Source organism: Marinovum sp., assembly GCF_048263515.1.
GTDB lineage: Bacteria > Pseudomonadota > Alphaproteobacteria > Rhodobacterales > Rhodobacteraceae > Marinovum.
In genome coordinates this window covers 43,642-60,226 of the sequence record NZ_JBLXEC010000024.1, presented here as the reverse complement: position 1 = coordinate 60,226, position 16,585 = coordinate 43,642, and the positions used below count along the sequence as shown (strand labels likewise).

The window sequence follows — 16,585 nt, the reverse complement described above, 5'->3', positions numbered from 1 at the left end:
CCTGTGCGCGGCGAGCCGCCGCCAACGAAAAAGGCCCCCCCCCCCCACCCCATTCTTTGACATCCCGCCCTGCCGGCCAATATCCTCCCCAAAGCACATGGAGCCTCAAATGCCCGATACGCCGATCGTCTACCACATCCCGGTCTGCCCGTTCTCGCAACGGCTGGAGATCATGCTCGACCTCAAGGGCGCCAGGGACGCCGTCGACTTTCAGGTCGTCGACATCACCAAACCCCGCGATCCCGAACTGCTGGAAAAGACCCGCGGCACCACCGCCCTGCCGGTGCTCCAGATGCCCGACGGGCAAATCCTCAAGGAAAGCCTTGTCATCCTGCGCTACCTTGACGAGACCATCGGCGACCGCCGTCTGCGCCGCGAAGATCCGCTGGAGCATGCGGTGGAATCCATGCTGATCGCCAAGGAAGGCGCCTTTACCATGGCCGGCTACACCTTCGTGATGAACCAGGATCGCGACGCGCGGGGCGATCATCAGGACAAGATGCTGCGCCTCTACCGCGAGATCGACGACTTTCTGCGCCACGAGGCGCGCGGCGACGGGCCCTGGCTCTTCGAGGACTTCGGGCTGGCCGAGGCGGTGTTCACGCCGATGTTCATGCGTTTCTGGTTCCTCGAGTACTACGAGGATTTCAGCCTGCCCGCCTCGGCCGACTATGCCCGCGTGCGGCAATGGCGCGAGGCCTGTCTGGCCCATCCCGCGGCCCAGCAGGTGAGCCGCGAGGAGATCGTGAAGCTCTATTACGACTACGCGCTCGGGGCCGGCAATGGCGCCCTGCCCGACGGCCGCGACCGCTCGAGCTTTGTCTTCGAGCCGGACTGGCAGGACCGCCCATGGCCGCCGCGCGACAAATACGACAGCCGCGCCAGCGACGCCGAACTGGGGCTTGTCTGAGCCGCGCGCTCGCTTTTTCGCGCCAGCCGGCTATCGTGACCCGAGGGAGGACCGACAGATGCGCAAACTTCAGGCCCAGGGGGTCCATCACATCACGCTGACCGGCGCGGACCGGCAGACCAGCATCGATTTCTGGGAGGGCGTGCTGGGCATGCCCTTCATCTTCGACCAGCCCAATCTCGACAACCCGGACGAAGGCCATCTCTACTTCGATCCCGGCGACGGGCGGTTGATCACCATCTTCACCAACGAGACGCGCAAGCCGGTGCATGCGCGCACGCCCACCGATCCGGGCTGCGTGCATCACTTGGCCTTCAACGTCTCCAAGGCGACGTTTTCCCAGGCGGTCGCGCGGCTGGATGCGCGCGGCATCAAGCACTCCGGGGTCAAGGACCGCGGCTTCATGGATTCGATCTACTTCAAGGATCCGCTGGGGCTGCTGATCGAACTGGCCTGCTATCGCTTCGAGCCGCCGATGGGCTGCAGCCATGCCGACGTGATGATCGAGGCGCATCGCGCGCGGGTCGAGCGCGGCGATTACAACATCGCCGAAGTGCACCTTGCCGATGCGATCGAGACGCTGGTGAGCCGTCGGCAGCAGTCGCTGAGCGAGGATCGGTCGGCCAAGGATCCTTACGGCAGGAGCTAAGCCTCTCGCACGGAACCAAGGCAGAAGGCCGCCGTTTCAGGCTCGCGCCAGTCGTCAGCCCGTCACGAACTCCGACTTCGCATAGCCCTGCACGTAAAGCAGCGCGGTCAGGTCGCCGTGGTTCACCCGGATATCGCACTCCGCGGCCACCGCCGGCTTGGCATGCAGCGCCACCCCGGCGCCGGCGCGGTGCAGCATGCCGAGGTCATTGGCCCCGTCACCCACCGCGATCACGTCAGCCTCGGAAATCCCCAGCCGCGCGGTGATCTCTTCCAGCGCCTGCACCTTGGCCTCGCGGCCAAGGATCGGCCGAGCAACCTCGCCTGACAGCGCCCCATCGGCCAGCAGCAGCGTATTGGCGCGGTTCTCGTCAAAGCCCAGCTTTTCGGCCACCCGCGCGGTAAAGGCGGTGAAGCCGCCGGAAACCAGCGCGCAATAGGCGCCGTTGCCCTTCATCGTCGCCAGCAGCGCCGGGCCGCCGGGCATCAGGGTGATCCGGCTGTCCAGCACCTGTCCGATGATCGCCTCTGGCAGACCTTTCAACAGCCCCACCCGCTCGGTCAGCGCGCCTTCGAAATCCAACTCGCCGTTCATCGCGCGGGCGGTGATCTCCTTGACCCGCGCGCCGACGCCGGCCTCGTCGGCCAGCTCGTCGATGCATTCCTGCTCGATCATCGTGCTGTCCATGTCGGCCAGCAGCATCTTCTTGCGGCGGCCCTCGGCCGGCTGCACCACCAGATCGATGCCCAGCGCCTGCATGTCCTCCCAGACCTGCCAGCGGTTCTCGGGCAGGGTCTCGACGGGGAACTCGGCGGCCTCGTCCGGCGAGAGCCATTGCAGCGCCCCGCCGCCCCAGGCATTGCGCAGGGCTTCGGCGGCGGCCGGGTCGAGCTGTCCGGGCTTGGCGATCAACGTGGTGACGAACATGGGCGCACTCCTTGCTTGCGGCCAGCCCCTACCCCAGCGGAAGCTGAAATGCCACCGCCGGGATGCGCAAATGCTCAGGCGGCGTCGTCGGTCTGCGCGGGCCGCGCGCGGCGGCGTTCGAAATACTCGCGCACCGGCGGCATCGCCTCGTGCAGGCGCCGGAAATCCTCGGCACCGACCATCAGCACCAGCGAATCCTCGAGCGCCCGTACCGTGCCGGTGCGCAGCCCGTTGCCAAACAGCACCCGGTCGCCGAAATGCCCGCCGGGGGTGATCCGGTGCACCTCTTGCGAGCCGTCGTCATTGCGATAGCGCAGCTCGAAGGCGCCTTCGAGCACGGCATAGAAGCCATCGGCGCGGTTGCCTTCCTCGAACACCCGGTCGCCGGCGCGGTAGCGCAGGTAGCGCGTGCCGGGCCCCTGGCGGATGCCGGTCTGTACCGTCGAGCGGCCGACCATGGAATCGAGCAGCCACTGCATGCCGACCCGCACCTTGGTGGCGAAACCGGGCAGGAAGCCGATGTAATAGGCCCGCCACAGCAGCCAGGCCGGCAGGCCGGAGAAACGCATGCCATAAACCTCGGCCACGCCGCGATGCCCGCCAAGCGAGGCCAGAGCGCCTTTGGATTTGTAGACAAAGGGCGCAAGTTCGCGCCCCTGCAGGCTGGCCTTGAGGTTGCGCGCCAGCAGACGCGCCTCACGGACGGCAAACTGCGCGGTGGGCGGGGCGAAATCAGCGCGGTCGCGGGCATTCTCGACCAGCGGGATCTGCGCCGCGTCACCCAGCGACCAGATGTCGTCACGGGTTTCGATCCGCAGGTCGCGCTGCACCCGCAGACGGCCGCGATCGTTCGGCAGGCCCAGCGAGCGGACTAGCGGCGACGGCGCATTGCCGATGGTGGCGACCAGCGTGCGGGTGCCGATCACCTCGCCGGTGGTGGTGACGATGGCGGTGCCGGTGGCCTCGGTGATGCCGGTGTTCAGCAGAATGCGGGCGCCGCGTTTCTCCAGCTGCTGGGTGGCATAGGCGGCCAGCGAGGCCGGGAGTTCGCCCAGCAGACGGTCGGCAAATTCGACGACCTGAACGTTGATCTCGCTCTTGTCGATATTGGGGTAGAAGACCAGCGACTTGTGGATCAGCTCGAGCATCTCGCCGGCGGTCTCGACCCCGGAAAAGCCGCCGCCGATCACGGTGAAGGTCAGCAACTCCTTCTTCACATCGGGCAGCGCGGTGATGTCGGCGTGTTCCAGCTTGTCGATGACGTGGTTTCGCAGGGTGAGCGCGTCGCTCAGCGACTTCATGGTCAGCGCATGGGCGGCAAGGCCCGGCACCCGCGACAGGTCGGACACCTGCCCCAGCGCCAGAACGAGGTGATCATAGGGCACCTCGGTGTAGCGCCGCTGCATGCCCTGGAAGATGATGACCACCTTGCGTTCGGTGTCGATGTCATGGATCAGCGCCTGCCTGACACGCACGCCGGGCAGCAGCCGGCGCAGCGGCGCCACGGCATCGCGGACCGAGATGCTGCCGGCGGCAACTTCTGGCAGAAGCGGTTGAAAGGTAAAGAAGTTCACCTCGTTGATCAGCTCGATCTCGGCGCTTTTGCCAAGCGCCTTGGAGAGCTCGCGGGCGGCGAACATGCCGGCGAAACCGCCGCCGAGGATGAGAATGCGTTGGGTCTGAGACGGTGCCATAGGGTCGTTCTCCACGTCATGGTCCGAAGCCGCCATCCCGGCCCGACCAGCGAGAACCGGCGACCTGATAGCGCTAACGCCACATACGCCGGAAACCGTGATTCGCAAACGGCTATTTCTTTACACGCGTAAAGTTTTGTCCGGGTGCGGCATGTTTCCTATCGGAACCGTCGCTGCGCCTGATCGCTGCAGATTCCCTGCCCCGGCGTCATATTCCCTGTTGCCGGAGGTCGAAACTGGCCGTATGTCCGGCGGCGGGACACCCCTCCCCAACGAGGGGCGCTTATCTGGAAGGGTAGCTACATGGCTATGCAAAAACCGGCCGCGCGGCCGACGAATCCGCGTTTCTCCTCTGGCCCCTGCGCCAAGATCCCCACATTCGAGCTGGCACAGCTGTCCGACGCCCCCCTGGGCCGGTCGCACCGTGCCGCCGTGGGCAAGGCGAAGCTGAATGCCGCCATCGAGGAAACCCGCGACATCCTGAACATTCCCGCCGATTACCGCATCGGCATCGTCCCGGCCTCTGACACCGGCGCCGTCGAGATGGCGCTCTGGTCGCTGCTCGGCGCCCGCAAGGCCACCATGGTGGCCTGGGAAAGCTTTGGCGCCGGCTGGGTCACCGACGTGGTCAAGCAGCTCAAGATCGACGCCGAAGTGAAGACCGCCGACTACGGCGAGATCGTCGACATGACCGCCGTCGACTACGACACCGACGTGGTCTTTACCTGGAACGGCACCACCTCCGGCGTGCGCATGCCCAACGGCGATGCGATCCCCGCCGACCGCGAGGGCCTGACCATCTGCGACGCCACCTCGGCGGCCTTTGCGCAGGACCTGCCCTGGGACAAGCTCGACGTGACCACCTTCTCCTGGCAGAAGGTGCTGGGCGGCGAAGCGGCGCATGGCATGCTGATCCTCAGCCCCCGCGCCGTCAAGCGGCTGGAAAGCTACACCCCGGCCTGGCCGCTGCCCAAGATCTTCCGCCTGACGAAGGGCGGCAAGCTGATCGAAGGCATCTTCAAGGGCGAGACCATCAACACTCCGTCGATGCTGGCGGTCGAGGATTACCTCGTGGCGCTTGACTGGGCGCGCTCGGTCGGCGGCCTGAAGGGCCTGATGGCCCGGGCCGATGCCAATGCCCAGGCGATCTTCGATTTCTGCGACGCCAACGACTGGATTGCCAACCTGGCCTCCGATCCGGCGACCCGGTCGAACACCAGCGTCTGCCTGAAGTTCACCGACGACCGCATCACCGACGGCGCGGCATTCGCCAAGGCCGTGGCCAAGCGGCTGGAAGCCGAAGGCGTGGCGCTGGACGTGGGCGCCTATCGCGACGCGCCGGCCGGACTGCGCATCTGGTGCGGCGGCACGGTCGAAACCGCCGACATCGAGGCGATGCTGCCCTGGCTCGATTGGGCGTTCAACGCCGAGATCGAGGCTCTGGCCGAAACCGCCTGACCCCAAGACACACCGCGTCCCGGGCCCGGCCCGGGACCTCTTTGACAGCTTCCCACACAGGAGGCCCCGGATCAGGTCCGGGGCGTGTATCGCAATGACCGCACCCAAAGTTCTCATTTCCGACAGCCTCTCCGAAGCCGCCGTCCAGATCTTCCGCGATCGCGGCATCGACGTCGACTTCATGCCCGAGCTGGGCAAGGACAAGGAGAAACTGGCCGAGCTGATCGGCAAGTACGACGGCCTGGCCATCCGTTCGGCCACCAAGGTGACCGAGAAGATCCTCGAAGCCGCCACCAACCTCAAGGTGATCGGCCGCGCCGGCATCGGCACTGACAACATCGACAAGCCCGCGGCATCGAAGAAAGGCGTGATCGTGATGAACACGCCCTTCGGCAACATGATCACCACCGCCGAGCACGCCATTGCCATGATGTTTGCCGTCGCACGTCAGATCCCCGAGGCCAGCGCCTCGACCCATGCCGGCAAGTGGGAAAAGTCCAAGTTCATGGGCGTCGAGCTGACCAACAAGACCCTCGGCGTGATCGGCGCCGGCAACATCGGCGGCATCGTCTGCGAGCGCGCCCGCGGGCTCAAGATGAAGGTCGTGGCCTATGACCCCTATCTGAGCCAGGACAAGGCCGACAAGATGGGTGTCGAGAAGGTGGAACTGGACGAGTTGCTGAAGCGCGCCGATTTCATCACCCTGCACGTGCCGCTGACCGATGGCACCCGCAACATCCTGTCGAAGGAAAACCTCGCCAAGACCAAGAAGGGCGTGCGGATCATCAACTGCGCCCGCGGCGGTCTGGTCGATGAAGAGGCCCTGGCCGAGGCGCTGAAGTCCGGCCATGTCGCCGGCGCGGCATTCGACGTGTTCTCGGAAGAGCCCGCCAAGGAGAACCCGCTGTTCAACCTGCCCAACGTCGTGGTCACCCCGCACCTCGGTGCGGCCACCACCGAAGCGCAGGAAAACGTGGCGCTGCAGGTGGCCGAACAGATGTCGAACTACCTGCTGACCGGCGCGGTCGAGAACGCGCTGAACATGCCCTCGGTCACCGCCGAGGAAGCCAAGGTCATGGGCCCCTGGGTCAAGCTGGCCGGCCATCTGGGTGCCTTTATCGGCCAGATGACCGACGAGCCGATCAAGGCGATCAACATCCTCTATGACGGCTCGGTTGCCGAGATGAACCTGGCGGCGCTGAACTGCTCGGTCATCGCCGGCATCATGAAGCGCGCCAACCCCGAGGTGAACATGGTTTCGGCCCCGGTCATCGCCGAAGAGCGTGGCGTGAAGATCTCGACCACCAACCAGCACAAGTCGGGCGCCTTCGACGGCTACATCAAGGTGACCGTCGTGACCGACAAGCGCGAGCGTTCGATTGCCGGCACGGTGTTCTCCGACGGCAAGCCGCGGTTCATCCAGATCAAGGGCATCAACATCGACGCCGAGATCGGCGAACACATGCTCTATACCTCGAACGAGGACATGCCGGGCATCATCGGCACCCTGGGCCAGACCCTGGGCGAGAACGGCGTGAACATCGCCAATTTCACCCTCGGCCGTCACGACAAGGGCGGCGAGGCGATCGCGCTGCTTTATGTCGATGACGAGGTGCCGGCCCCGGTGCGCGACAAGCTGACCGCCACCGGCATGTTCCGCCAGGTCAAGCCGCTGCAGTTCGACGTGGCCTGAGCCGGTTGCTTGGAATTTGAGGGGGCGCCGCAGCGATGCGGCGCCCCTTCCCGTTTGCGGGGTCCAATTCCAAGCCGCGCGTCGCCTGCGCGCGCGATGGCGATCCAACGGCTCTTCTGCTGCGCTTTATCCCAGCCATATCCGGAAGACCTCCGAGCGACGCGCCAACGTCAAAGTATCGCCAGCGCGAGGGGGCGCGCAGGCGATGCGCGGCGGCCTGCGGCCTTGATTCCGCGCGGGTGCACAGATCAGACGACAACACCTCGGGAGCACCATCCCAACTCCAAGCCGCGCATCTCCTGCGCGCGCGGTGGCGATCCAACAGGCGTTCTGTAGCACTTTATCCCAGCCGCCTCCGGAAAACCTCCGAGCGACGCGCTGACGTCAAAGTATCGCCAGCGCGTGGGGGCGCGCAGGCGATGCGCGGCGGCCTGCGGCCTTGATTCCGCGCAGGTGAATTGAGCGAACGCCGCCGCTTCGAAGCTTTCGCCAAGCTCTAGCCGCGCATCGCCTGCGCGCGTGGTGGCGAACTAACCGCAGTTCTGAAGCACTTTATCCCCGCCGTCTCCGGAAGATCTCCGAGCGACGCGCCGCCGTAAAAGTATCGCCAGCGCGATGGGGCGCGCAGGCGAGGCGCGGCGGCCTGCGGCCTTGGTCCGCGCCCGCACACCGATCAGACGACAGACCGCCGCCCGGTCCGCACCAGCACCACCAGGAATAGCACCGCCCCGAGTACTGTCAGCACCGAGCCGATCTTGGCCAGGGTCTCGCCCCTCTCGGTGATCGCCAGCACGATCCCCGGCACGATCAGCACCAGCCCGCCCACCGAGGCCGCGAAATGCGCCTTGGGCAGGACCCCCTCATCAGCCCCGGGCACCAGGTGATAGTAGAACCCGAAGATCGCCATGCTCACCCAGCCCAGCAGGTTGAGATGCGCATGCGCCGGTGACAGCGTGTGATCGCCACTGGCCGACATCTGGATGCCCCAGCTCATACCGATGAGCACGGCAGTCGTCCCGACCAGCAGGAAGGCAAAGGAAAGCGGTTTCATGTCAGATCTCCCGTCAGGATGCCGGCCGCGGAAGGCTCCAGCGGCGGGCCGGTGAATGTCAGGTGGAAGTCATGGCCGATCTCTTCGATCCGGCCCATGTCGGCGGGAAAGGCATAACCGCCCTCGCCCATGGCCTCGAAAAACGCCTCGAAGCCGCCGGGGCTGAAGATCGTCAGCATCCGCGCCGGCGCGGGGCCCACGACGTGGAAACTGTGCTCCGCCCCGCGCGGCACAAAGGCCGCCTGCCCGGGGCCGCATTGGCGAATGGCGCCGTCCACCTCGAAGACCACATCGCCCGAGAGCACCACGAAGGTCTCGTCGCAATCGCAGTGGATGTGCCGCGGCGGCCCCGAGGCCGGCCGGGACACGCTGTCGACGATCGCCACGGCGCCGCCGGTGTCGGCCGATCTCAGCAGGAAAGTGTATAGCACCCCGTGCCACTCAACGGCGTCGGGGCCAAGCATGTCGCGCATCATCTGCGCCTCCTCTGTCTGGTAGTGAAGGTCAAAGGCCCCGGCCGGGTTTGAAATTCCGCTGATCAGATGAGGCAAGATTGGCAGACAATGTTCTATATCGGAAATCGCTTGTTGTTATGCTATCTATCCATGGCATGAATTTCAGAACCTTCGACCTCAATCTTCTCAGGGTCCTCGACGCCCTGCTCGAGACCCGCTCGACCACCGCCGCCGGGCAGCAGATCGGCCTGTCGCAGCCCGCCGTCTCGGCCGCCCTAGGGCGGCTCAGGACGGCGCTCGACGATCCGCTCTTCCTGCGCCAGGGCCGCGCCATGGTGCCGACCGATTTCGCGCTCGGCCTGCAGGCGCCGCTGCGTGACACGCTCGACCGGCTGGAACATCTGCTCTGCGAGACGGCGCCATTTGATCCGGCCCGCGCGCAGGCCAGCTTCCTGATCTCGGGCAGCGACTTTTTCTCGGAAATGCTGATGCCGGGCCTGGGCGAGCGGCTCTCGGTCAGCGCGCCGGGCATCAGGGTGCGCCAGGTGGACCTCGTGCCCGACAGCTACGTCGACACGCTGGCGCGCTATGATGTCGATATCGCGCTGATCCCGGCGACCGAGCTGCCGGACTGGGCCGAGCAGCAGAGCCTGATGTTCTCGACCTTTCACGTCATCGCGCGGCGCGGCCATCCGCGACTGGCGCGCGCCGGTCTCTCGCCCGGCGAGGTCATCCCGATCGACCTGTTCTGCGACCTGCCGCATGTGATCTTCTCGCCCGAGGGCAAGCTTCAGGCGATGGGCGACACCGCTCTGGCGCGGGTCGGGCGCACGCGGCGGGTGGCGATGACCCTGCCGAGCTTTGCCGGGGTCTACAACACCGTGGCGGGCAGCGACATGATCGGCCTTTTGCCCTGTTCGCTGGCCGAGAGCGTGGCAGCGCGGCAGGGGCTGGCGATCTACAAGGCGCCGATCCCGCTGCCGATGGTCGAAATCGTGATGGTCTGGCATCGCCGCGCGAGCCGCACCCCGGCGCATCGCTGGCTGCGCGGCCAGATCGCCGAAGCCCTGCAAGAGGCGGTTTCGCGGGTGTCATCCATCGACCGGGCTGTTATTCCGGCCTCCGACAGAAAGGGAGACGCGGAATGACACCGATCTATGCCATCGGCGACGTGCACGGCCAGTTCGACATGCTCTGCCGGGCGCTCGAATGGATCGAGGCCGACGGCGGGCCAGAGGCGCGGGTGGTCTTTCTCGGCGATCTGGTGGACCGGGGGCCTGACAGCTTTGGCGTGATCGAACTGCTGGTCAAAGGACTGGAGGACGGCCGCGACTGGCAGGTGCTGATGGGCAACCACGACCGAATGTTCCGACGCTTTCTCGCTGACGGCACGCCGCACGACGCGCGTATCCTGTCCGGCAAAGGCTGGTTGCACCCGGCGCTTGGCGGGCCGATGACGCTGGCCTCTTACGGGGTCGAAGCGGCAGAGGAGCGCCCGATCGACGAGGTCCTGGCCGAGGCCCGGGCGAAAGTGCCGGGGCACCACCGCCGCTTTCTGGCGGAGCGCAAGACGCTGCACCGCGAGCCGGGGTTGATCTTTGTCCATGCCGGGCTGCGCCCCGGGGTGCCGGTCGACCAGCAGGACGAAGATGACCTTGTCTGGATCCGCGATGAATTCCTGAACGAAACCAAACCCTTCGAGGCGCTGGTGGTGCATGGCCACACCGCGATCAAGGCGGCCACGCATTACGGCAACCGGGTCAACCTCGACACCGGGGCGGGCTATGGCCGGCCGCTGACCGTTGGCGTCTTCGAAGGCAATGCAACCTATACGCTGACCGAGCTGGGCCGCGCGGTGCTGGACTGATCAGGTGTGGTCGACGACGGCCACGTGCTGCGCCAGCCGTTCGACTTCACCCAGCCAGCGGGTGACCATCGCCGGGTCCGAGGGCGCGGCCTGAACGCCGGCGGGCAGCTGCCCGGCCTGCGCCGCCTCGACTGCCAGTGACACCGGGATCGAGACCAGCCGCGCCATGGCGCTGCCACGTTCGTCGCCCCAGGCGTCCATCACGTAGGTCTTGTGCCAGACCGGCCCGCTGCTGTCGGACGCCGAGAGCGAAACGCACATCACCACCCGGTCGGGCTCGCCCGGGGCATAGGCGTTTTCGGCCCAGAAGCTGTCGGACATTTCCTTGAGCCGTGCCTCGCTGGCGCCTTCCACCTCGTCGAACACCGGCCTCCAGGCCTCGGCCCAGCCGTTCAGCCGCAGGGTGCCGCGCACGAAGGTTTCGACCCGCCAGGTCGGATCGAAGCGATATTCCTCGATGAAGGGCAGCGAGTCGCGGTTGGGATAGACCTCGAAGGTCTCTGGCCGGGGCAGTGGCGCCTGGTAGTGGCCCAGCGCATCCCAGGGCCGCGCGACCTCGAACTCGCGGTAGTTGCGGATCGATTTCGACGGGCTTTTCAGCGCCTTGAGCACGCCCAGCGGCGACCAGGAGAACTTGTAGCGGAAGGGGTTCGGGTGCTTCGGAATGCCGCCGCAATAGCTGAGGAAATTCAGCGCGTTGGAGGCATCGCAGCGCGGGCTGTTGCGATAGTCCGAAACCAGCGCATGCGCCATCAGGTGATCGATCCCGGGGTCGAGACCGACCTCGTTGACCAGGCTCACCCCCTTGATCTGCGCCTTGGCATGCAGCGCCCGCATCTGCGGCGTGATGTAGCTCGACGAGACGAAATGCGCGCCCTTGGCCAGCGCCAGTTCGGCCAGCGGCACGTGCCAGTCGCCGGGCAGCATCGAGACGATGACATCCTCGGGCTGCACTTCGGCGCCCAGCGCGTCGATGTCGAAGACCTCGATCCGCCTGGTCAGATCGCCCACCGCATCACGCGCCTTGTCCAGGGTGCGGTTCCAGACGGAGACCTCGTGTCCCGCCGCAATCAGCCGCCGCAGGCCGGGAATGGCCGAGAGACCGGTGCCGCACCAATGGATCGTCATGTCTTACACCTCGCCGCTGTGCCGGTCGAACTCTGCCTTGGCGCGGCCCCAGACACCAGCCTCGAGATCGCCCAGCGCCAGAAGCGAGGGCAGAAGCTGTGCGGCGTAATCCTGCGAGCTTTCCACCGGCAGCATCGAGGGCAGATTGTCGATCGCGGTGACATCGAGCGGCGGGCTGTCATGCACGCGCAGCGCCGGCGCGCCCCAGGTGGTGGTGCGGTCGTAGACCTTGATCGGAGAGAAGTCGCTGTCAGGATCGCAGGCAATGTCGCCGATCACGCTCAGGCGGCGGGGCGCGGTCTTGGCCGTGGCGGGCACGAAGACCGGGGTGCCGGGACGCGCGAGGATGCAGTTGAGAAAGATGTCATGGTCGAGGATTTCCGGGAACGGCCCGCCGTGGGCGGTTTCCTCCATGTCCCAGCCGGAGACCGCTACGCCCATGGCATCGCAAAGGTCTGCCGCGCCAGAGCCGACCCGCCCCTTGGCGCCGATCACGATGGCATCGGGGCGCGGCCTGCCCGTCTGCGACAGCGCCTCTTCCAGATCGGCCTTGAGATGCTCGGCCGAGGGATGTGGCCCCACCGGCCCGCAAAGCCCGCCTTCCTGCTGCGCCGCCCAGCAGCGCAGCGCCACCGCAGCGCCGGCAAAGCCCGCCCAATAGCCAAAAGCCGCGACCCGACGGCCGCTCTCGTCGACGAGGTATTCGAGGTCGTACAGCGTGCCTCCCCCGGCCTTGAAGCGGCGCAGCAGCACCTGCCCCGCGGGCTGGCCCTTGTAGGCATGGCCGAACATGATGTGCCGATGCGACAGCGGCGTGCCATCCTCCGGCAGCTCCTTGAGGCCGAAGATGATCGCATCGCCCGGCGCCTCGGGCCAGCTGTTCTCGGGCGCGATCTCGCAGCCCGCCGCGCGGTAGCCGTCGATCGGGATCGCCCTGACCGAGCTCTCCTCGACCGTCACCCTGAGCCCTGCCTTCAGCAGCTCTGCCGCGCCCTCGGGGGTCAGGCCCACCCGTTCCTCGTTGGCGCGTTGCTCGGCGCGGACCCAGAGATGTGTCATCAGCTGTCCTTCATGGGCTCAGATATAGGTTTGCGCGAACACGCGTTCGGGCGCCGCGAGGTGCGGCACGGCATTGTAGACCGAAAGCATCAGGTGGCCGTGCACATATTCGATCTCGGTCAACGAGGAATTGCGCAGCAGGAACATCAGCCGGGTCATCTCGGGGATGTCGAGCCGCAGGACCTGCCGCAGCACCATCGAAATCAACCCGCCGGAAGTGACCACAAGCGCCCGGCCGCCGGTGCTGAGGATGTCGTCCACCGCGCCCTGCGCCCGATCCTCGAAATCGGCAAAGCGCTCCGGCGCGTCCGGAAAGGCATCGTCGCGCCAGAACTCCATCAGCTGCGGGATGTTGCGGGCAAACTCCTCGGAGCTTTGCGGTGCGGGCAGGTCCTTTTCCAGCTCGGCCAACCGGGCGATGGTGAAATAGTCGAACTCGTTCAGCCGGGCGTCGATCTGCGGCGCCTCGTGACCCATGCCGCGGGCGGTGGCGCGGTGGCGCGACATGTCGCCGGCCCAGACGTGATCGAACTCGGCCTTGGTGGCACGCAGATACTCGCCCAGCCAGACCGCCTGTTGCTGGCCGAGATCGGAAAGCCGGTCGTAATCCTCGGCCGTGGTGGCGTGGGTGTTGGCCTGTCCATGGCGGATGAGGGTGATATGGGTCATGCGGGGCCTTTTCGTCGGGTTTGCCCCTAGTTATCCGGCCTTGGCACCGGTGGAAAGTGCGTCAACCCCCGTCGCGCGGCCAAAGCGGCGCCTGCGCCGCATGGTCGTCTTTGGCGACCTGAGTCCGCTATCGGAAACCCGCGCGCCGCATATTCCAGCGCAGGTGTCGGGATTGACCCTGACCCCCGGCGGCGGACATGCTCTAGTCCAGCGGGAGACGGGAGAAATACGCATGTCCGAGACAATCCGATTCACGCTTGATGGCCGCGAGGTCGAGGCCCAACCCGGCGAGACGATCTGGGAGGTGGCCCATGGCCGCGGGCTTGTGATCCCGCATCTGTGCCACAAGCCGCAGCCGGGCTATCGCCCCGACGGCAACTGCCGGGCCTGCATGGTCGAGGTCGAGGGCGAGCGCACTTTGGTCGCGTCCTGCATCCGCACCCCGTCAGAGGGCATGAAGGTCACCACCGACAGCGCCCGCGCGACATCCGCCCGCAAGATGGTGATCGAGATGCTGGTCGCCGACCAGCCCGACCGCCCCGCGGCGCATGACAGCTCGTCACATCTCTGGGACATGGCCGACAAGGCCGGCGTCACCGAAAGCCGCCTGCCGACGCTCGAGGCCGGACGCATTCCGCTGCTCGACGACAGCCACGTCGCCATGCGCGTCAACCTCGACGCCTGCATCCAGTGCAACCTCTGCGTCCGCGCCTGCCGCGAAGTGCAGGTCAACGACGTGATCGGCATGGCCGGCCGCGGCCATGACGCCTATCCGGTGTTCGATTTCGACGACCCGATGGGCGAAAGCACCTGCGTCGCCTGCGGCGAATGCGTTCAGGCCTGCCCCACCGGCGCGCTGATGGAGGCCTCGGTGCTGGACGACGCGCAGATCGGTGACAGCAAGGACTACGACGAAGAGGTCCGCTCGATCTGTCCGTTCTGTGGCGTCGGCTGCCAGGTCTCGCTCAAGGTCAAGGACGGCCGCGTCAAATACGTCGACGGCGTGAACGGCCCGGCCAATGAAGGCCGGCTCTGCGTCAAAGGCCGCTTCGGCTTCGATTACATCCACCACCCGCACCGGCTGACCAAACCGCTGATCCGGCGCGAGGATGCGCCCGCGAAGGGGCTGAACGTCGATCCGGGTAACCTGATGACGCATTTCCGCGAGGCCAGCTGGGACGAGGCGCTGGACTTTGCCGCCAAGGGGTTGAAGGGCCGCGGGCGCGAGGTGGCGGGCTTCGGCTCGGCCAAATGCACCAACGAAGAGGCCTATCTGTTCCAGAAGTTCATCCGCCAGGGCTTTGGCCACAACAACGTCGACCATTGCACCCGGCTCTGCCACGCCTCGAGCGTGGCGGCGCTGATGGAGAACGTGGGCTCGGGCGCGGTCACCGCCACCTTCAACGAGATCGAGAACGCTGACGTGGCCATCGTCATCGGCGCCAACCCGGTCGAGAACCACCCCGTCGCCGCCACCTTCTTCAAGCAGTTCACCAAGCGCGGCGGCAAGCTGATCGTGATGGACCCGCGCGGCGTGGGCCTCAAGCGCCATGCCTCGCACCGGTTGCAGTTCCGCCCCGGCACCGATGTCTCGATGCTCAACGCGATCATGCATGTGATCGTCGAGGAAGAGCTCTACGACCGGCAGTATATCGAGGCCTTCACCGAGAACTGGGAGGCCGAGAAGGCGCATCTGGCAAACTTCCCGCCCGAACGCATGGCCGAGGTCTGCGGCATCGAGGCCGAGGTGCTGCGCGACGTGGCCCGAACCTTTGCCACCGCCAAGTCTGCGATGATCTTCTGGGGCATGGGCGTGTCGCAGCACATCCACGGCACCGACAATTCGCGCTGCCTGATTTCGCTGGCCTTGATGACCGGCCAGGTCGGCCGGCCCGGCACCGGGCTGCATCCGCTGCGCGGTCAGAACAACGTTCAGGGCGCCTCTGACGCCGGCCTGATCCCGATGTTCCTGCCGGATTACCAGAGCGTCGAGAACGACGGCGTGCGCTCGGCCTTTCACGAGGTCTGGGGCGAGGGCGAGATCTCCGGCCAGAAGGGCCTGACCGTGGTCGAGATCATGGATGCAGTGCATGACGGCCAGATCAAGGCGATGTACATCCTGGGCGAGAATCCGGCGATGTCGGACCCGGACGTCGAACATGCCCGCGACGCGCTGGCCAAGCTCGATCACCTTGTGGTGCAGGACATCTTCCTGACCGAGACGGCGAATTACGCCGACGTGATCCTGCCGGCCTCGGCCTTCTATGAAAAGACCGGCACGGTGACCAATACCAACCGTCAGGTGCAGATGGGCCGGCCCGCCGTGACGTCCCCGGGCGAGGCGCGCGAGGACTGGAAGATCACGGTCGATCTGGCGAAACGCTGCGGGCTGAACTGGCACTACGAGAGCCCGCGCGAGGTGTTCGACGAGATGAAGCTTAACATGAACTCGCTGGCCAACATCACCTGGGACCGGCTCGAGACCGAGAACGTCGTGATGTACCCGGCGCTGTCAGAGACCGACCCCGGCCAGCCGGTTGTCTTTGGGGACGGTTTCCCGCGCCCCGAGGGGCGGGCCAGGTTCACCCCGGCCAGCATCGTCGCGCCGGATGACGTGCCGGACGCCGAGTACCCGATGATCCTGACCACCGGGCGGCAGCTGGAACATTGGCACACCGGGTCCATGACCCGGCGCAGCCATGTGCTCGATGCCGTCGAGCCCGAGGCCAACTGTTCGCTGCATCCGTCGACCCTGCGGCAGTTGGGCGTGGAACCCGGCGGCATGGTGCGGCTGACCACCAAGCGCGGCGCGATCACCGTCATGGCCCGTGCCGACCGCGCCATCGCGCCCGACATGGTGTTCCTGCCCTTCGCCTATGTCGAGGCGGCGGCGAACATCCTGACCAACCCGGCGCTCGACCCCTATGGCAAGATCCCCGAGTTCAAGTTCTCGGCCGTGCGGGTGGAAAAGGCCGAAGACGCCGTGGCGGCGGAATAGGCGCGGGCCCTCGCGCCGCTATTGTCG

The 16,585-nt window shown here is 66.4% G+C and carries 14 protein-coding genes; 7 read left to right on the top strand and 7 right to left on the bottom strand.

Annotation, left to right across the window (positions count from 1 at the left end; translation table 11 throughout):
- The first annotated feature begins 109 nt into the window (after positions 1 to 109).
- Both ACN0SE_RS17805 and ACN0SE_RS17800 read left to right on the top strand, forming a co-directional pair.
- Entirely contained in the window at positions 110 to 910 is an 801-nt protein-coding gene (locus tag ACN0SE_RS17805) for a glutathione S-transferase family protein (RefSeq protein WP_417525878.1), read from the top strand.
- A 58-nt stretch (positions 911 to 968) separates the two neighbouring features.
- On the top strand, positions 969 to 1,559 hold the full coding sequence (locus tag ACN0SE_RS17800) for a VOC family protein (RefSeq protein WP_417525877.1): 591 nt from the start codon (positions 969 to 971) through the stop codon (positions 1,557 to 1,559).
- A gap of 54 nt (positions 1,560 to 1,613) precedes the next feature.
- Here ACN0SE_RS17800 and serB read toward each other — a convergent pair whose 3' ends face one another.
- A complete protein-coding gene (gene serB, locus ACN0SE_RS17795) occupies positions 1,614 to 2,486 on the bottom strand; it encodes a phosphoserine phosphatase SerB (protein WP_417525876.1) in 873 nt (290 codons plus the stop codon).
- Between the two features lie 74 nt (positions 2,487 to 2,560).
- Positions 2,561 to 4,180, bottom strand: coding sequence for an FAD-dependent oxidoreductase (locus ACN0SE_RS17790; RefSeq protein WP_417525875.1), 1,620 nt, complete (start codon positions 4,178 to 4,180; stop codon positions 2,561 to 2,563).
- A gap of 303 nt (positions 4,181 to 4,483) precedes the next feature.
- On the opposite strand from ACN0SE_RS17790, the gene ACN0SE_RS17785 reads away from it, so the two are divergent.
- Together ACN0SE_RS17785 and serA are read left to right on the top strand one after the other, a co-directional pair.
- Positions 4,484 to 5,638: a phosphoserine transaminase gene (locus tag ACN0SE_RS17785; RefSeq protein ID WP_417525874.1), complete on the top strand. Its 1,155-nt coding sequence runs from the start codon at positions 4,484 to 4,486 to the stop codon at positions 5,636 to 5,638.
- 94 nt (positions 5,639 to 5,732) lie between these two features.
- Positions 5,733 to 7,331: a phosphoglycerate dehydrogenase gene (gene serA / locus ACN0SE_RS17780; protein ID WP_417525873.1), complete on the top strand. Its 1,599-nt coding sequence runs from the start codon at positions 5,733 to 5,735 to the stop codon at positions 7,329 to 7,331.
- Positions 7,332 to 8,004: 673 nt separating this feature from the next.
- Here serA and ACN0SE_RS17775 read toward each other — a convergent pair.
- Together ACN0SE_RS17775 and ACN0SE_RS17770 are read right to left on the bottom strand one after the other, a co-directional pair.
- A complete protein-coding gene (locus tag ACN0SE_RS17775) occupies positions 8,005 to 8,382 on the bottom strand; it encodes a hypothetical protein (RefSeq protein WP_417525872.1) in 378 nt (125 codons plus the stop codon).
- The gene (locus ACN0SE_RS17770; RefSeq protein WP_417525871.1) at positions 8,379 to 8,858 is read right to left on the bottom strand and encodes a cupin domain-containing protein; all 480 of its coding nucleotides are present in this window, start codon (positions 8,856 to 8,858) and stop codon (positions 8,379 to 8,381) included. The genes ACN0SE_RS17775 and ACN0SE_RS17770 overlap by 4 nt, the downstream gene beginning before the upstream one ends.
- A gap of 134 nt (positions 8,859 to 8,992) precedes the next feature.
- Here ACN0SE_RS17770 and ACN0SE_RS17765 point away from each other — a divergent pair, with 134 nt between their 5' ends.
- Together ACN0SE_RS17765 and ACN0SE_RS17760 are read left to right on the top strand one after the other, a co-directional pair.
- Positions 8,993 to 9,985 (top strand): LysR family transcriptional regulator, encoded by a 993-nt coding sequence (locus tag ACN0SE_RS17765; protein ID WP_417525870.1) that lies wholly within the window; start codon positions 8,993 to 8,995, stop codon positions 9,983 to 9,985.
- Entirely contained in the window at positions 9,982 to 10,704 is a 723-nt protein-coding gene (locus tag ACN0SE_RS17760) for a metallophosphoesterase family protein (protein WP_417525869.1), read from the top strand. The genes ACN0SE_RS17765 and ACN0SE_RS17760 overlap by 4 nt, the downstream gene beginning before the upstream one ends.
- On the opposite strand, the gene ACN0SE_RS17755 is transcribed toward ACN0SE_RS17760, so the two are convergent.
- From ACN0SE_RS17755 to ACN0SE_RS17745, 3 genes are read right to left on the bottom strand one after another with little or no spacing between them, the layout of a single operon-like run.
- Positions 10,705 to 11,832 carry a saccharopine dehydrogenase family protein gene (locus ACN0SE_RS17755; protein WP_417525868.1) on the bottom strand — a complete coding sequence of 376 codons (1,128 nt, stop codon included), beginning with the start codon at positions 11,830 to 11,832 and terminating at the stop codon, positions 10,705 to 10,707.
- Between the two features lie 3 nt (positions 11,833 to 11,835).
- On the bottom strand, positions 11,836 to 12,891 hold the full coding sequence (locus ACN0SE_RS17750; RefSeq protein ID WP_417525867.1) for a saccharopine dehydrogenase: 1,056 nt from the start codon (positions 12,889 to 12,891) through the stop codon (positions 11,836 to 11,838).
- A gap of 18 nt (positions 12,892 to 12,909) precedes the next feature.
- Positions 12,910 to 13,560, bottom strand: a complete 651-nt coding sequence (locus tag ACN0SE_RS17745) for a histidine phosphatase family protein (RefSeq protein WP_417525866.1) — start codon at positions 13,558 to 13,560, stop codon at positions 12,910 to 12,912.
- A 232-nt stretch (positions 13,561 to 13,792) separates the two neighbouring features.
- On the opposite strand from ACN0SE_RS17745, the gene fdhF reads away from it, so the two are divergent.
- Positions 13,793 to 16,558, top strand: coding sequence for a formate dehydrogenase subunit alpha (gene fdhF / locus ACN0SE_RS17740; RefSeq protein WP_417525865.1), 2,766 nt, complete (start codon positions 13,793 to 13,795; stop codon positions 16,556 to 16,558).
- Positions 16,559 to 16,585: the final 27 nt, after the last annotated feature.

Excerpts from the sequence above, each read along its gene's own strand:
- serB (WP_417525876.1), bottom strand. The coding sequence starts at position 2,486 with ATGTTCGTCACCACGTTGATCGCCAAGCCCGGACAGCTCGACCCGGCC.
- ACN0SE_RS17800 (WP_417525877.1), top strand. The coding sequence starts at position 969 with ATGCGCAAACTTCAGGCCCAGGGGGTCCATCACATCACGCTGACCGGC.
- ACN0SE_RS17745 (WP_417525866.1), bottom strand. The coding sequence starts at position 13,560 with ATGACCCATATCACCCTCATCCGCCATGGACAGGCCAACACCCACGCC.
- ACN0SE_RS17785 (WP_417525874.1), top strand. The coding sequence starts at position 4,484 with ATGGCTATGCAAAAACCGGCCGCGCGGCCGACGAATCCGCGTTTCTCC.
- ACN0SE_RS17750 (WP_417525867.1), bottom strand. The coding sequence starts at position 12,891 with ATGACACATCTCTGGGTCCGCGCCGAGCAACGCGCCAACGAGGAACGG.
- ACN0SE_RS17765 (WP_417525870.1), top strand. The coding sequence starts at position 8,993 with ATGAATTTCAGAACCTTCGACCTCAATCTTCTCAGGGTCCTCGACGCC.
- ACN0SE_RS17805 (WP_417525878.1), top strand. The coding sequence starts at position 110 with ATGCCCGATACGCCGATCGTCTACCACATCCCGGTCTGCCCGTTCTCG.
- ACN0SE_RS17755 (WP_417525868.1), bottom strand. The coding sequence starts at position 11,832 with ATGACGATCCATTGGTGCGGCACCGGTCTCTCGGCCATTCCCGGCCTG.
- ACN0SE_RS17770 (WP_417525871.1), bottom strand. The coding sequence starts at position 8,858 with ATGATGCGCGACATGCTTGGCCCCGACGCCGTTGAGTGGCACGGGGTG.
- ACN0SE_RS17760 (WP_417525869.1), top strand. The coding sequence starts at position 9,982 with ATGACACCGATCTATGCCATCGGCGACGTGCACGGCCAGTTCGACATG.
- fdhF (WP_417525865.1), top strand. The coding sequence starts at position 13,793 with ATGTCCGAGACAATCCGATTCACGCTTGATGGCCGCGAGGTCGAGGCC.
- serA (WP_417525873.1), top strand. The coding sequence starts at position 5,733 with ATGACCGCACCCAAAGTTCTCATTTCCGACAGCCTCTCCGAAGCCGCC.
- ACN0SE_RS17775 (WP_417525872.1), bottom strand. The coding sequence starts at position 8,382 with ATGAAACCGCTTTCCTTTGCCTTCCTGCTGGTCGGGACGACTGCCGTG.
- ACN0SE_RS17790 (WP_417525875.1), bottom strand. The coding sequence starts at position 4,180 with ATGGCACCGTCTCAGACCCAACGCATTCTCATCCTCGGCGGCGGTTTC.